The organism is Paenarthrobacter sp. NPDC091669 (assembly GCF_044756725.1).
Lineage (GTDB): Bacteria > Actinomycetota > Actinomycetes > Actinomycetales > Micrococcaceae > Arthrobacter > Arthrobacter bambusae_C.
In genome coordinates this window covers 82,849-95,742 of the sequence record NZ_JBIVTK010000003.1, presented here as the reverse complement: position 1 = coordinate 95,742, position 12,894 = coordinate 82,849, and the positions used below count along the sequence as shown (strand labels likewise).

Annotated in this window: 12 protein-coding genes; 2 read left to right on the top strand and 10 right to left on the bottom strand. The window is 59.6% G+C overall.

The window, feature by feature from the left end; translation table 11 throughout:
* The first annotated feature begins 8 nt into the window (after nt 1-8).
* A complete protein-coding gene (locus tag ACIQLI_RS05900) occupies nt 9-1,376 on the top strand; it encodes an MFS transporter (protein ID WP_400386022.1) in 1,368 nt (455 codons plus the stop codon).
* A 35-nt stretch (nt 1,377-1,411) separates the two neighbouring features.
* On the opposite strand, the gene ACIQLI_RS05895 is transcribed toward ACIQLI_RS05900, so the two are convergent.
* Together ACIQLI_RS05895 and ACIQLI_RS05890 are read right to left on the bottom strand one after the other, a co-directional pair.
* Nucleotides 1,412-2,452, bottom strand: a complete 1,041-nt coding sequence (locus ACIQLI_RS05895; protein ID WP_400386751.1) for a LacI family DNA-binding transcriptional regulator — start codon at nt 2,450-2,452, stop codon at nt 1,412-1,414.
* An 11-nt stretch (nt 2,453-2,463) separates the two neighbouring features.
* Entirely contained in the window at nt 2,464-2,715 is a 252-nt protein-coding gene (locus ACIQLI_RS05890) for a hypothetical protein (RefSeq protein WP_400386019.1), read from the bottom strand.
* Between the two features lie 162 nt (nt 2,716-2,877).
* Here ACIQLI_RS05890 and ACIQLI_RS05885 point away from each other — a divergent pair, with 162 nt between their 5' ends.
* Entirely contained in the window at nt 2,878-3,504 is a 627-nt protein-coding gene (locus ACIQLI_RS05885) for a TetR/AcrR family transcriptional regulator (RefSeq protein ID WP_400386017.1), read from the top strand.
* Nucleotides 3,505-3,546: 42 nt separating this feature from the next.
* Here the strand turns inward: ACIQLI_RS05885 and ACIQLI_RS05880 are convergent, their stop codons facing one another.
* From ACIQLI_RS05880 to ACIQLI_RS05845, 8 genes are all read right to left on the bottom strand, one after another.
* On the bottom strand, nt 3,547-4,413 hold the full coding sequence (locus ACIQLI_RS05880; RefSeq protein ID WP_400386014.1) for an ATP-binding cassette domain-containing protein: 867 nt from the start codon (nt 4,411-4,413) through the stop codon (nt 3,547-3,549).
* Between the two features lie 3 nt (nt 4,414-4,416).
* The gene (locus ACIQLI_RS05875) at nt 4,417-6,195 is read right to left on the bottom strand and encodes a dipeptide/oligopeptide/nickel ABC transporter permease/ATP-binding protein (RefSeq protein WP_400386012.1); all 1,779 of its coding nucleotides are present in this window, start codon (nt 6,193-6,195) and stop codon (nt 4,417-4,419) included.
* Nucleotides 6,192-7,133, bottom strand: coding sequence for an ABC transporter permease (locus ACIQLI_RS05870; protein WP_400386009.1), 942 nt, complete (start codon nt 7,131-7,133; stop codon nt 6,192-6,194). Before ACIQLI_RS05870 ends, ACIQLI_RS05875 begins: the two co-directional genes overlap by 4 nt.
* 66 nt (nt 7,134-7,199) lie before the next feature.
* A complete protein-coding gene (locus ACIQLI_RS05865; protein WP_400386007.1) occupies nt 7,200-8,774 on the bottom strand; it encodes an ABC transporter substrate-binding protein in 1,575 nt (524 codons plus the stop codon).
* 648 nt (nt 8,775-9,422) lie between these two features.
* On the bottom strand, nt 9,423-9,623 hold the full coding sequence (locus tag ACIQLI_RS05860; protein ID WP_400386004.1) for a ferredoxin: 201 nt from the start codon (nt 9,621-9,623) through the stop codon (nt 9,423-9,425).
* A gap of 45 nt (nt 9,624-9,668) precedes the next feature.
* Nucleotides 9,669-10,841, bottom strand: a complete 1,173-nt coding sequence (locus ACIQLI_RS05855; RefSeq protein WP_400386001.1) for a cytochrome P450 — start codon at nt 10,839-10,841, stop codon at nt 9,669-9,671.
* 161 nt (nt 10,842-11,002) lie between these two features.
* The gene (locus ACIQLI_RS05850) at nt 11,003-12,187 is read right to left on the bottom strand and encodes an NAD(P)/FAD-dependent oxidoreductase (RefSeq protein ID WP_400385998.1); all 1,185 of its coding nucleotides are present in this window, start codon (nt 12,185-12,187) and stop codon (nt 11,003-11,005) included.
* The gene (locus ACIQLI_RS05845; protein WP_400385995.1) at nt 12,184-12,849 is read right to left on the bottom strand and encodes a TetR/AcrR family transcriptional regulator; all 666 of its coding nucleotides are present in this window, start codon (nt 12,847-12,849) and stop codon (nt 12,184-12,186) included. The genes ACIQLI_RS05850 and ACIQLI_RS05845 overlap by 4 nt, the downstream gene beginning before the upstream one ends.
* Between the last annotated feature and the right edge of the window lie 45 nt (nt 12,850-12,894).

Here is a 12,894-nt window from a genome sequence, read left to right as displayed (position 1 = left end):
GGTCTTTCATGGTTATCAATGACATCCAGGGACATCCGAAAGACCCTGCTGGCAGGGCAACACGCGTCCCTACCGCGCACGTTGCCCTGCCGTCGTCGCCCGAAGCCGGGACGCCGCCCACCGCCGGCCCCAGGGAACCTCAACCCACTTTGACTGGGACAACCGTCTGGTTGCTGGTCGTGGCAACCTTCGGCGGGGGCATGGCGATGATCGTGCCCATGGCCTTCACTCTGGCGCTCAAACTGAACCATCTTGCCCCCGGCCGCGAGGAGGCCCTGGGCTACATCCTCGGGGCAGGGTCGCTGGCCTCCCTTCTGGCAGCGCCCGTGACAGGGGTTTTGAGTGACAGGACACGCTCCCGGTGGGGCAAGCGACGTCCCTATACGGTCATTGGTGCAGCTGTCGGATTAGCGGCCGTCCCGCTGATGGCATTTGCACCAAATATCGTCGTGCTCGGCCTGGGCTGGGTGCTCTCCACCATAGGATGGGGGACTGCTGTTGGTTCTATTGGGAACTTTCAGGCGGAGAACATAGCGGAAGCCCAGCGTGGCAAAGTTTCCGGCCTCACGGGACTCACCATGCAGGTGGCGCCCGTCATCGGCATCATGCTGGTCGGCACCGTGACTGCGGACGCCTTGTGGGTCTTCCTGCTCCCCGCCGTTGTCGGAATTTTGCTGGTCACTGCTTTCGTTATCTTTGCGCCGGAGAGGGACTCCCGGGGGCTAGAATTCACACCGCTCTCGGCTGGACATGTTTTCAAGAGTTTTGGCTTCAATCCGCGGAAGCATCAGGCTTTCGCGTGGGTCTGGGCGGGACGGTTCCTGTTCTTTCTCGGATTGTCGCTGACGACAAGCTATGCAACGTTCTTCTACGCCCAGCGTCTTCAGATCGACGTCGCTGATGTAACCACAGTTATCGCTGTCATCTCTGGCGCCAGCATCCTCAGCGCGACTGCCGGTGCTATTGGTGGCGGCTGGCTCTCCGATCACGCGGCCGACCGCGGGCCTTTCATCATGCTTGGGACGGTCCTGTATGCGGCTGGCACCGTCGTATCAGCCTTCTCCTACGATCTGGCCTTGCTCCTCGTAGGCACCCTTGTTGCCTCGACAGGCATCGCGGTCTTTACTTCTGTAGGGCAGGCGCTCGTCCTCGATGTGCTCCCACACCGTGAGACGCAGGCGGGCAGGTTCATGGCGATCACGAGTTTTTCGCAGAAGATCCCGAGCGCGTTAGCCCCTCTGCTCGCGCCGGTCCTCTTTTCCATCTTTGCAACCGGAATCGAAGAGAACTACTCAGCGCTTTTCCTGGCGGCCGGGGCACTAGCCATTTCGGGCGGTTTCCTCACCTTGCTTCACACCCGTGGGGAAAGCTGCTGAGTCTTTGAGCAGCCTAATAAGGTCAGCCGCCGTATTCATTTCCGGGCAATACGTCCGGTTGATCCGCGGGAGATCAGCTGCGTTGCCAGTTCGATCGGAACCGGCTCATGGTGACCCCGGACCTCATGGTGACCCCGGACGAACTCAATGATGCGCCGGACTGCCACTTCTCCCGCAAGGTCAACCGGAGTGCGGATGGTTGTCAACGGGGGAGACGTGAAGGCTGAACCGAAGATGTCGTCAAAGCCGACAATGCTCAGCTCACCCGGTACGGAAACGTCTGATTCCTGACACGCCGTTAGCAGCCCGATAGCCATCAGGTCGTTATATGCCACCACTGCCGTCACGCCGGCGGCCCGAACACGGCGAAGACCCGAATGGCCGCCCTCAACGGTGGGCAGGCTCCCCGGGCCGATTTCAACGACCGACATGCCCCGCTTCAGCGCTTCGCAAAAGATAGTGTCACAGCGAATTGTGTTCATCCATGAGTTCGCTGGGCCTGACAGGTAAGCGATGGAGCGGTGTCCAAGGTCCATCAGTTGGTCCAAGGCATTCCGGATTCCGGGGACAACGTCGGGGACAATACAGGGGATCCCGGAGATGACTCTATTGACCACCAGAACCGGTTTGTTTTCAGCGAAGGTGCGGATGTCCCCCTCCGTGAGTCGGGTTCCAACCAGAACGAGTCCATCCACTGAGGCGAGAAGACGTTGGGCCGTCTGGGCTTCCAGTTCCGGGGACTCCTGCGATTCAGCCAAGACCAAAGTGTACCCCTCAGCTGCGGTCGCCCTCCCTGCCCCTCGTACAATGCCAAAATATACCGGATTGGTAATGTCTGAGATCACTAGCCCGACGGTGTTTGTCAGCCCAGTGTGCAAGGCTCTGGCCATTGGATTCGTCCTGAAGTTCAGGGCTGCTGCAGCCTCCCGGATGCGTTGCTCGGTCTTGGCATTCACGCGCCCTGGCTTGTTGAGTGCTCTGGAGACAGTAGAAGCATTTACTCCGGTCTCCCGCGCGATATCGTAAATCGTTGCGGCTGCCCTCCGCCCCACCTGTGGGGGATGTCCACCCTGCATGATTGGTTCGGTCAACGCGATCTCCCCGCCCCTTCAAGTACGCGCACATGGATGCCGGAGTGCTTCTGAACCAGGCGCCGGTTAGCTGCGTCATCCAAGGCAAGCCAAGGAATGGAAACGCCTTCCGCAACCCAGTCGGTGTTATGGATGTTGCCTTGTGGGAAAATTCCCACATACCCGCCTTTGAGTTGGTTGCATTCGTCGTCGATGGACTGCCATGCAGCGCCCATTACTAGGTCCAGGCGTTCTTCAGCTGATTGCATGGTTTCCTCATCTAAGCGTCGGGAGAGGGGAGCAGTTGCCGCGTCGTCGCATCGCAACCTCCAATATCGAATTGCTTTTCTAGTTTACGGGGTACCAAGGCCTGAAGTTCTTATCGTGGTGCTAATTTAGTTTGTAGATGTACGCCGACGTTAGGACTCTGCATGCCCCCCGTAGCGACCAAACAGCGTGGACCGTACGCTAAGACGGCGGCCCTTCGGTTAAAGATTTTGGAAACGTGTATCGACATGTTCGGGCAAACAGGATTCCACAGCATGACGATGAAGGACGTTGCCCAGCGCGTGGGCATCAGCAACACGGGACTCCTTCATCACTTCGCGAGCAAAGACGAGCTGCTTTTCGGCGTGCTGGGTTTGGATGACGAGCGAAGGAAGCAGTTTTTCCTGGACCGCGGTTTGGCCGTCATGTCGATTCCGAATGACGTCGGCGAGATCAAGTCCCTGCTCATGACGCTTGTCAGGAGCGAACTCCAGCCGGGGTTGATCGAGTTGCACAGCACATTAGCCGCGGAAGCAGCATCTCCAGATCATCCCGCGCATGAGAGCTATCGGGACCGATATGCAAACGTGGTGCGGTATTACACAAAGGCCTTCCAGGCGCTGGCGGAAGCCGGTGAGCTGAAGACCAATGCGGAGCCTGAAGCCGTCGCGGCGATGTTTGTGGCTTTAACGGACGGCCTCCAGATCCAATGGCTCTATGAACGGGACACCCTCCGTCTAGAACGGAACATCAGGCAGTTCCTCCGCTCCTTCGTCAAGGCTATTGACTAAACGTGTCCGGCATCCCGGGGCAGCTGCCGGACACGTTCAGTCTCAAGCGCTTACCGCTCCTGCCTGCAGATCCTGCTCGCGGTGCCGTTCGATCAGACGGTGCCTTTCCGCCCTCCGCTTTTCTTGTTCAAGCGGATCCGCAACCGGTGCGGCTAGCAAGAGCCGCTGAGTGTAGGGGTGCTCCGGCTCAGAGGTCACCTGGTCGGCTGACCCTGTCTCTACGATGTCGCCCTGGTACACGACGCTGACCCGGTGGCTGACGTGCCGGACCACGGCGAGGTCATGGGAGACGAAAAGATACGCCACGCCTGTCTGGCGTTGAATATCCACGAGCAAGTCGAGCACACGCGCCTGAGTAGAAAGGTCAAGGGCAGATACCGGTTCATCACAGACGATCAGTTTCGGTTTCGGTGCCAGGGCCCGTGCGATGGCCACACGTTGGCGCTGACCGCCGCTGAACTCTCGGGGGAGCCGCTCAATGGCGTCGGCGGGGAGGCCAACCTGGTCCAGGAGCATTCCAACCCGAGCGCGGGCGTCTTTGTCGGACTGGCCTTGTATGACGAGGGGCTCACTGAGGATGTCTCCGATGGTCATCGATGGGTTGAGGGACGTGTAGGGGTCCTGGAAAACCACCTGTATGTCCTTCGCTAGCCCCCGTCGCTGCTTCGGGCTGGCATGTGTGATGTCCTTATCCCGGAACAGGACCTTTCCGTCGCTGGGTTTGACCAGGCCGAGGACTGCCCGGCCAATGGTGGTCTTGCCCGAGCCTGATTCGCCGACCACGCCCAGGGTTTCTCCTTCGGCGATGGTCAGGGACACACCGTGGAGGACCTCGTGCTGCTTGGGGCGGAAACCGCGGCCTCGGTAGGCGACCCGCAGTCTGTCTACGTTGAGCAGGGTGCTCATCATCAGCTACTTTCGTACCGTGTCGCGGGCGGCCATGGGGGCGTCGGAACGCACGGTGGTCTCGTCGAGGATTGAGTTCAACAACATTGAAGTGTACGAGTGTTGGGGATTCCTGAAGATGTCCAGAGCAGTTCCCGTTTCTACGATCTCTCCGTTCTGTGTGACGGCGATGCGATCACAGATATCTGCGACGACACCGAAGTTGTGTGTCACGAGTAGCACCGCCATGTTCAGTTCGGCTTGCAATTCGCGCAACAGGTCGAGGATTTCCGCCTGTACCGTGACGTCGAGGGCGGTGGTGGGTTCGTCAGCGATCAGCAGCTTGGGTCGGCTTGCAACCGCCCCGGCGATCAAGACGCGTTGCGCCATTCCTCCCGAGATTTGGTGGGGGTAGGAATTGTAGGTCCGCTGCGGGTCCTGAATACCGACACGTTTCAGTAGCGCGAGGACCCGTTCCTTTGCCTCTCGGGCCGTCATATTGGCTGAGGCCCGAATGCCTTCTACTAGTTGATCCCCGACGGAGAATGAGGGGTCGAGGTTGGACATGGGTTCCTGCGGAATGTACGCGATGGAGCGTCCGCGTATGGCCCGGAGCTCCCTCTCGCTCAGTCCCAGCAGTTCCTTGCCGTCCAAGGTGATGGAACCGCGGGTGATCACTGCTTCTGGAGGCAGGACGCCCAGAATCGCGAACGCTGTCTGAGTCTTGCCCGAACCGGACTCACCGACCAAGCCCAAGGTCTGTCCGCCGTCCAGGGTAAGGTTTACCCCTCTGACGACCTCCTTCAGGTCCCCGGACGGGGTGCGGTAGGCGATGGCAAGGTCCTGGACTCTGAGCAGTGATTCCGCACCGGAAGATTTCCGTGCTCCCGTTCGGACCGCCTGCTTTTTGACGACTGAGCGCTTTACCGCTTTTGGCCTTGTGCCTTCGAAAGCGTCTCGGAGTGCGTTCCCGAGCAGGACCAACGACGCCGTGATCACACCGAGGAGCAGGCTTGGCCAAAGGAACTGTGTTGGTTCTTCGTAGAGGTTGAGGAAGCCGTCTGCGATCATAGCGCCAAAACTGGGAATCGTGTTTGATCCAACGCCCAAGAATGCCAGTCCTGATTGCAGACCAATCGCCGAACCGGCGAGAAATGCGGCCGCGATGATGATGGGTCCCCGGACAACGAAGAGAACGTGACGGGCCAGAATTCGCAGATCAGAGAGCCCAGAGACCTTGGCGGCGTCCACGAACAGTTCGTTTTTGACCCCTACAACCTGATTTCTGACGATACGGTAGATCCCCGGAGAGAGCAGGACTCCATAGATGAGCATGGTGAAACGGAAGTCGCCCTTGGTCACGGGCATGAGAATGATCAGCAGGAGGATCCCGGGGAAGGTCATGATGAGACTGAAGACCCACTCAGTGACGCTCTGGATTTTCTTTCCGTAATATCCACCGATGAGGCCGAAGGTAACGCCTATGGCTAGCGCCACGCTGGTGCCGATCAACCCCGAAATCATGCTGGTGTTGATCGAGTGAAGCAGGCGAGTGAAAATGTCCTGCCCGTTCTGGTCTCCGCCAAGAGGATATCCCGCAGTCCCCACTGGGACATTGATTGCGTCGAGCGACGCCTCGTTGGGTCCGTGCTGGGCCAAAATTGGAGTCATTATCCCCAGCAGGGCAATGGCCAACAGCAATGCTGCCGTGACGACCGCCTGGGGATCCTTAAGCAGCTTCCGCCACGCCGACTTTCGAGTCGCCGCCCCCTGTGACGGCTCGACAATGAGTTCTTCCGCGCTCAAAAGATTCTCGCTTTCGGGTTGAGCCAGCCGTTCACGAGGTCGACTACGAGGTTGATGCTGACCACAAGCAGAACGCTAAACAACGTGATGCCCATGATGACTGTGATATCTCCCTGCAAGGAAGAATTGAAGGCAAACGTCCCGAATCCGGGGAGCGCGAAGACCTTCTCTATGATGAGAGCTCCGCCGAGCATTGTGATGAATTCGAAAGAAAGCACGGTAAGCGCTGGCCCGGCAGCGTTCCGCAGCGCATGTTTCAGTACTATTGAGCGTGTTGAAATGCCCCGGGTGCGCAGCGTGCGGACGTAGTCTTTACGCAGTTCGTCAATCATGGTGCCACGCACTTGGGCAGTAATGTTGGCAGCTCCAGCGATGACTAGAACAATGACCGGAATGGTGATGGTGGCTGCCCACTTTGAAGGGTTTACATTGAATGGCGTGTAGCCGGTGGCCGGCAGGAGGCGAAGGTTGATGGCGAAAACCACAACCAGGACTATCGCGATCAGCAAGCCCGGAACCACATAGCCGAAAAGTGACGCTGCCTGCGCCAGTCGATCCGCCACCCCGCCACGGGTTGCGGCGACAACGCCCAAGGCGACACTGATGACGACTGTGATGGCCAGAGCGACGAGGACCACTGACAGCGTAACGGCCAGTCTTGACGCCACTGCCGGGCCTACCGGTTCACTCGTGAACAACGAGGTACCGAAGTCACCGCGGAAGACGCCGCCGAGCCAGTCGAAGTACTGGGTCAGGACGGGACGATCGAAGCCCAACGCGGCCGTCATGGCCGTGACGGCCTCAGGCGTTGCGGCACTGCCAAGCCGCGCCCGGACGACGGCGTCGAAGGAAAAGCTAAGAAGCGTGAAAGTAATCAGCGTTACCAGCAGCGCGAGCACAATGCCTGAGCCAAATCGCCGCAGAATGTAGGGAATCATGGTGGTCCTTATAGGGAGTGTTTGGGAGGTGAGCCCGGGATTGAGGTTTTCCTGGGCTCACCCCTTTCACTTCGTGGCGTTGAATGCCCTGATGGTGCTCATGGTGTTTGAACCGTCGCCGAGGTATTCGATGCCGTCTTTGGTGGCCCAGATTGTGCCGACGTAGAAGAGGGGTGCGTCCAGCGCTTCTTTGACAACGAAAGCGTTGATCTCCTTGTAGAGCTCTGCGGCCTTGGCTTCATCCGTTTCGAGGCTTACCTTCGAAATGAGCTCAGTCAGCTCGGGGTACTTGGATCCAAACGGGTTAAGGAAGCCGGAGTCACTGAAGTTGTTCTGCAGTTCCCGCTGGGTCACGTTGAGCCCATCAAGGAAGAAGATCATTGGATACTTCTTTGAGGAAACTGCTGCCGCAGCGTTTTGAGGAGGAACTGGTTCCCAGGTCACCCTTATGCCGATGTCGTTCAGAGCCTGGGTGATCAGCGGCTCGAAGGACTTTGAGATGACGGTGGCCGGCATGGTTACATCAAAGCCGTCGGCATATCCTGCGTCTGCCATCAGCTTCTTGGCCGCAGTGGGGTCAAACTTGTAAGTTCCTTCCAACGCGGGGTCGTAAGCGGCGCCCTTTGGGTTGAAGATCTGCATAGTGGCCTTGCCGCCGCCCCGCAATACCTGTTGAACCATTTTTTCGCGGTCGAACGCCATGTTGATGGCTTTGCGGACACGTTCGTCGGCCAGCGGCTTCAGAATTGTGCCTTCTCGGTCAGCGAGGACGAGGTTCGCGACCGCTTGTGCTTCAACCTTGGCGGTCTTGAATCCGGCGGCTTCGATCTGCTTGACCTGCGCGGGTTCGACGTTGCCAGCATCCAGTTCACCTGCCTGCAGCGCGTTGAAAACCGCGGTGCGGTCTTGAATGACGCGAACAGTAACGGTTTTGAAGGGGTAGGCCTTAGCGTTCCAGTAGTCGTCCCTGCGATTGAGGACGTAGGTGGTTCCTGCTACCGTTGCGGCCTTGTCCAAAGTGTAGGGACCGGATGTCGTCGGGTCCAAGGCTGTGGTTTTTTCATTGAGGGTATCCGCGTCCCCGATGACACCGGCGGCAAGTGCCAAATTCGTCAGCAGTGCCGGTTCAGGCTGCTTCAGTTTGAGGACTACAGTTCTGTCGTCCGGAGCTTCGATTGATGCAACTGCTGCTAGTTTGCTCTGCTGCTGGCCCGGGGTTGTCCTGGTGCGGTCGAGGGTACCCGCAACGTCTTTGGCGGTCACTGGATCGCCGTTACTGAAGGTCATGCCCTCGCGCAGCGTGAGGGTCAAGGTGAGGCCGTCGTCGGAGAACTTCCAGCTTTCTGCAGCATTGGGCTGCAGCTTTCCGTCATTGTCGACATAGAGAAGAGTGTCGAACACGGATCCCCAGACGTACGTTTGCTGGCCTTCCTGAAGTTGTGCAGGATCCAGAGACGCCGGGGCGGCCGTCACGGCCAAGGCAAGCGTGGTGTTTGAGGAGGCGCCGTTAGGGGCGGTACCCGCCTCTTCCTGCTCTGCGCCCCCAGCGCAGGCAGTCGACGTGAAAAGAACTGCGGCCGTAAGCGCAGTTGCGATCCCGAAACGGAATCGCGATCGGGTCATGCGGGTGCGGGTGTCCATAAGAACTCCTTTGGTCCAGGGATGAGACGCCTTCGAGCGAGCAGTTAATTAGATGGACGATCGTCCAAATTAGTAACGCACTGCTAATTTCATGCTGTGTCTAGTGAACCACCCTGAAGACCCCCTGACAACCGATTGCCCAAACATTTTTCGCCTAATCGTGGCTGCCAGTGGATCATCACCTTCCCCGACCCTCGGCTCGTGGCTGACATGCACTTGGTTGCCGATGGCCTGACAGCTGCCCATTGCCTCCAGCGGCTACGAGCCAGCGGGCCCAGAGTGTCTGCTGCCGCCCGACGTCTTCGAATTAATCCGCCCGGGCTGCAGAAAGGGGAGCACCTTCGACAAACGCCGCCAGCTGGTAGCGCCGCTCTCACGCCAACCACTCGGCTCTGCGGGACTTATAGGTGTCGTGTAAGGCTCGATGCCCAACGGCCGCCAGAGGAGGCGTGCACGTTATTTTTTTGATTTCCCAGAACATAGAAAGCGACACCGTGCCGTGCTGTCTAGGGAAGCAACGGACCGTGAAGTCCGATGGTTTCTTCACTCAGCTAATGTTTCGTGCCCCGCGAACTGAAGAAGTTTCCGCAACGTGCGAGTCACGCGTTGGGTCCCGCCCCATGGCCGCTCATGCTCAGCTTGCCGTCCTCAACCGTGGACGTGGATGGCGAGGACTGGACAGACGGCTGCGGCCTGGCGGACTTCATCTTCGAGTTCGGCTGAAGGTTGTGGGTTCAGTAGGATGGCGATGCCATCTTCGTCCCGCTGGTCGAACACGCTACCTGCGGCCGTGACGCATTGACCTGAGGCGACGCATTTGTCTTGTTCGAGGGTTACTTTAAATGTCATTGTGGTCCTGCTTTCTCGTTGAAGGTCATTGTGTTAACGGTGGCGCTACCAAGTGACGGGTAGCTCATACACTCCGTAGACGGAGCCGTCGTGTTTGAATGGCACCTCGTCTAAAGGGACGGCGAGTTTGAGTTCTGGGATCCGCCGGAACAGGGTGGTGTATGCAACTTGGAGTTCCATCCTCGCCAGCGGCTGTCCGAGGCATTGGTGGACGCCGAAGCCGAAGGCGATGTGGTGGCGGGCGTCGCGGCGCAGGTCCAGGGTGTTCGGTTCGGGGAAGACCTGGGGATCGCGGTTGCCCAGGTCTGTGGCCATGATGACTCCCTCGCCTGCACGGATCAGGTGGCCTGCGACTTCGATGTCTTCCAAGGCGACGCGCTTGCGGCCATCGTGGACGATCGTGAGGTAGCGCAGCAATTCCTCGACTGCGGAGGTGACCAAGGCCGGGTCATTGTTTTCACGCAGGCGCTGGAGCTGGTGGGGGTGTTCCAAGAGCGCCAGGGTGCCCAGGGCGATCATGTTGGCTGTGGTTTCGTGTCCGGCGACCAGAAGCAGGACTCCCATCATGGCGGCGTCGTCGCTGCTCAGTTCATTGGCTTCAACACGGCGGGCAAGATCGCTGAACACGTCCTCGCCGGGTTCTTCTGCCTTGAGCCGTAGCAGTCCGTGCAGGTAGTCCACCAGGGCACCCACGGCTTGACGCTTTTCATTTGCACTGGTCTCACGGTTGATGAGGATCTTGCTGTTGGACTGGAAGAGGTCATGATCTGAGTACGGCACTCCAAGCAGCCGACAGATGACGAGCGAGGGCATTGGGAGTGCGAATGCTTCAACGAGGTCGACAGGGGCATCTGTCACAAGCATGTCATCGAGCAGGCCGTCTACGATCTCCTGGACCGCGGGCCTCATGGCCTCGACGCGTTTGACCATGAAAGGCGCCGTGACCATCCTCCGCAACCTGGCGTGTTCAGGGTCATCCATCAGGATAAAACTGAAGGCCGAGCCTGCTCCTTCCCCGCCGCCGGGAATCGGATAGCCAGGGCGTGTGATGTCGGCGCTCATACGCGGATCACTGAGCAACGCCCTCTGCTCTGCATACCGGGTTGCGAGCCAGGGAGTGCTGCCGTCCGCTAGTTCCACACGAAGGAGGGGTGCAGCTTGCTGGGCTGCGATACCGGCCGGGGGAGGATCGAAGGGGCAACGTGCTTGACGTGTCATGGGAAACGGTTCGACAGCGTCTACTTTTTCGTGCATGAGTCGGCTGCGGTCTGTGGACATGATGTACCTCCGGGCTAAGGCCGGACGAATGAATCGCCAGGCTCGGACTAACTTCTCAGTTGGGAGTCTGGTTGGGATATCTGAAGTGGGTGGCTGGTGTGTTAGCTGACGGGCGCCAGGGAGTCGTCAAGTTCCGCCCGCCTCAGACGTGTCTGTTTAGGCATGCCCCAGCCGAGTACTCCGACTGGGCTCTCCCCGTCAGAGGTCAGCGCGATTGCGACGAAGCGGTCGGACAGCGGATCACCGTCCGTGATACGGAGGCGCGCGTCGGCAGGAATTTCGCCGTGGACCTGGATTCTCGTGCCGTACTGGTCAGTCCAGAAGTATGGAATGGGGGCATACGGCTCTCCAAAGCCCAAAATATCGGCGGCCACCGCGATCGCCTGCTCTGATGCGTTAGTGCGGTTTTCCAGCCGGACGATGCCACGGCGGGGATGGTTCCACCGGGCAACGTCCCCGACGGCCCAGATTCCCGGAGCGGCGCGGCAGAAGGCATTGCAGACGACGCCGTCTTCGATGTCGAGCTCGCTGTGGGTAAGCCACCCGGTATTGGGCTCCGAGCCGATGGCCACGACCACCTCGTCGGCTGCTAATTCTTCCCCGAATGACAGGGCGACTCCAGTGACGCGGCCCCTGAGGCTGCGGAGGACTTCCACATCTCGGCCACCAAGCATGCGGACACCAGCAGCTTCATGTTTGGCGGCAAGCAGCGAAGCTCCGAAGTGACTCAACTGTCGGTCCATGGGAGCCAACGAGCGACCAACAAGAGTGACGTCAACACCCAGGGTGGCCGCTGTCGCGGCGATCTCGGATCCGAGGACGCCGTTGCCGACGACGACCAGTCGCCGTCGAGGTTGAAGCAACTGTTGAAGCTTGAGGGCATCATCAATACTGCGCAGCACGTGTACACCATCGACGTCTTCCTGGCCGGGGAGCCGCCGGGGCGAAACTCCGGTGGCCAACACAATCGCGTCTGCCGTCAGCAGCCGCCCGGAATCCGTCCGGACGGACCTGGCTGCTGTCATAAGGTGGCTTGCCCGTTCGTCCAACAGCAACTGGGCGTCGAGTGCTCTGAGCGCTTCGTCGGAGCGCAGAACTGTCTGCGACGGCGCCCATTGTCCGGCGAGTAACTGCTTGGACAGGGGAGGGCGGTCGTAAGGTTGGTTGGCATCGGCATCCAGCAGAGTGAGTCGCCCACGGTGCCCGCGCCGTCGGAGTGCCTCCGCTGTTGACAGCCCCGCAGCCGAGGCGCCGACGATAAGCACGTCCTGATCAAGTCTATTCATTGGTTGGGCCTGTCGCGGATGAAAGGCGCGAGCCAGAGGCCTGTGATGGCGTCAACGAGTCCGGTGGCCGCCTCGGACCATGATGCACGTGGCGTGGGGCGTCCTTCGGCAAGGGCGCGTTCCCTTTCTGCGCAGGTGTGCATCAGGAGCTGCCTGACCATGGCCTCACGTTCCGCCAGCACCTCAGGCGGTAGGTCTGGGCGGCTTGTTTCCAAACCTTCCAGCACTTTGCGGAGCGTGCGGTCTTCGAGTGCTTCCTGCGTCACCGCTGGCAGGAATTGTGGGTCGGTCAGCATCTGGGCGCTGAAGCGGGCGAACCAAGTGGGCGTGCCGAGGGATTCAAGGTGTTCAGTGAGGGGGTGGACAAGGCATGCAACCCAGTCCCTGACGTCTCCTGATCCGAGGGTCTCGGCCAACATTTCGCTGCGGAGGGCTTCAATGGGGACTTGGTGCCGCCTGGTCACCGCCAGGACGAGGTCCGTTTTGGTGCCGAAATGGTAGCCCACAGCTGAGTTGTTGCCCTGCCCAGCGGCTTCGCTGATTTGACGGTTCGAGACAGCTGTGATGCCGTGTTCGGCGAAGAGCCGCTCGGCCGCGAGGAGTATCAATTCCCGGTTCGCATCCGCCCGATTGGCGCGTGCCTCGTGTGCGTAAAGTGCCATGGTGCAACTCCTATGGTGGGTTGACTAAGTTCAACAGGCGATATC

Coding starts and splice junctions, on each gene's coding strand:
- ACIQLI_RS05900 (WP_400386022.1), top strand. CDS start 9: ATGGTTATCAATGACATCCAGGGACATCCGAAAGACCCTGCTGGCAGG.
- ACIQLI_RS05895 (WP_400386751.1), bottom strand. CDS start 2,452: ATGCAGGGTGGACATCCCCCACAGGTGGGGCGGAGGGCAGCCGCAACG.
- ACIQLI_RS05890 (WP_400386019.1), bottom strand. CDS start 2,715: ATGCAATCAGCTGAAGAACGCCTGGACCTAGTAATGGGCGCTGCATGG.
- ACIQLI_RS05885 (WP_400386017.1), top strand. CDS start 2,878: ATGCCCCCCGTAGCGACCAAACAGCGTGGACCGTACGCTAAGACGGCG.
- ACIQLI_RS05880 (WP_400386014.1), bottom strand. CDS start 4,413: ATGATGAGCACCCTGCTCAACGTAGACAGACTGCGGGTCGCCTACCGA.
- ACIQLI_RS05870 (WP_400386009.1), bottom strand. CDS start 7,133: ATGATTCCCTACATTCTGCGGCGATTTGGCTCAGGCATTGTGCTCGCG.
- ACIQLI_RS05865 (WP_400386007.1), bottom strand. CDS start 8,774: ATGGACACCCGCACCCGCATGACCCGATCGCGATTCCGTTTCGGGATC.
- ACIQLI_RS05860 (WP_400386004.1), bottom strand. CDS start 9,623: ATGACATTTAAAGTAACCCTCGAACAAGACAAATGCGTCGCCTCAGGT.
- ACIQLI_RS05855 (WP_400386001.1), bottom strand. CDS start 10,841: ATGACACGTCAAGCACGTTGCCCCTTCGATCCTCCCCCGGCCGGTATC.
- ACIQLI_RS05850 (WP_400385998.1), bottom strand. CDS start 12,187: ATGAATAGACTTGATCAGGACGTGCTTATCGTCGGCGCCTCGGCTGCG.
- ACIQLI_RS05845 (WP_400385995.1), bottom strand. CDS start 12,849: ATGGCACTTTACGCACACGAGGCACGCGCCAATCGGGCGGATGCGAAC.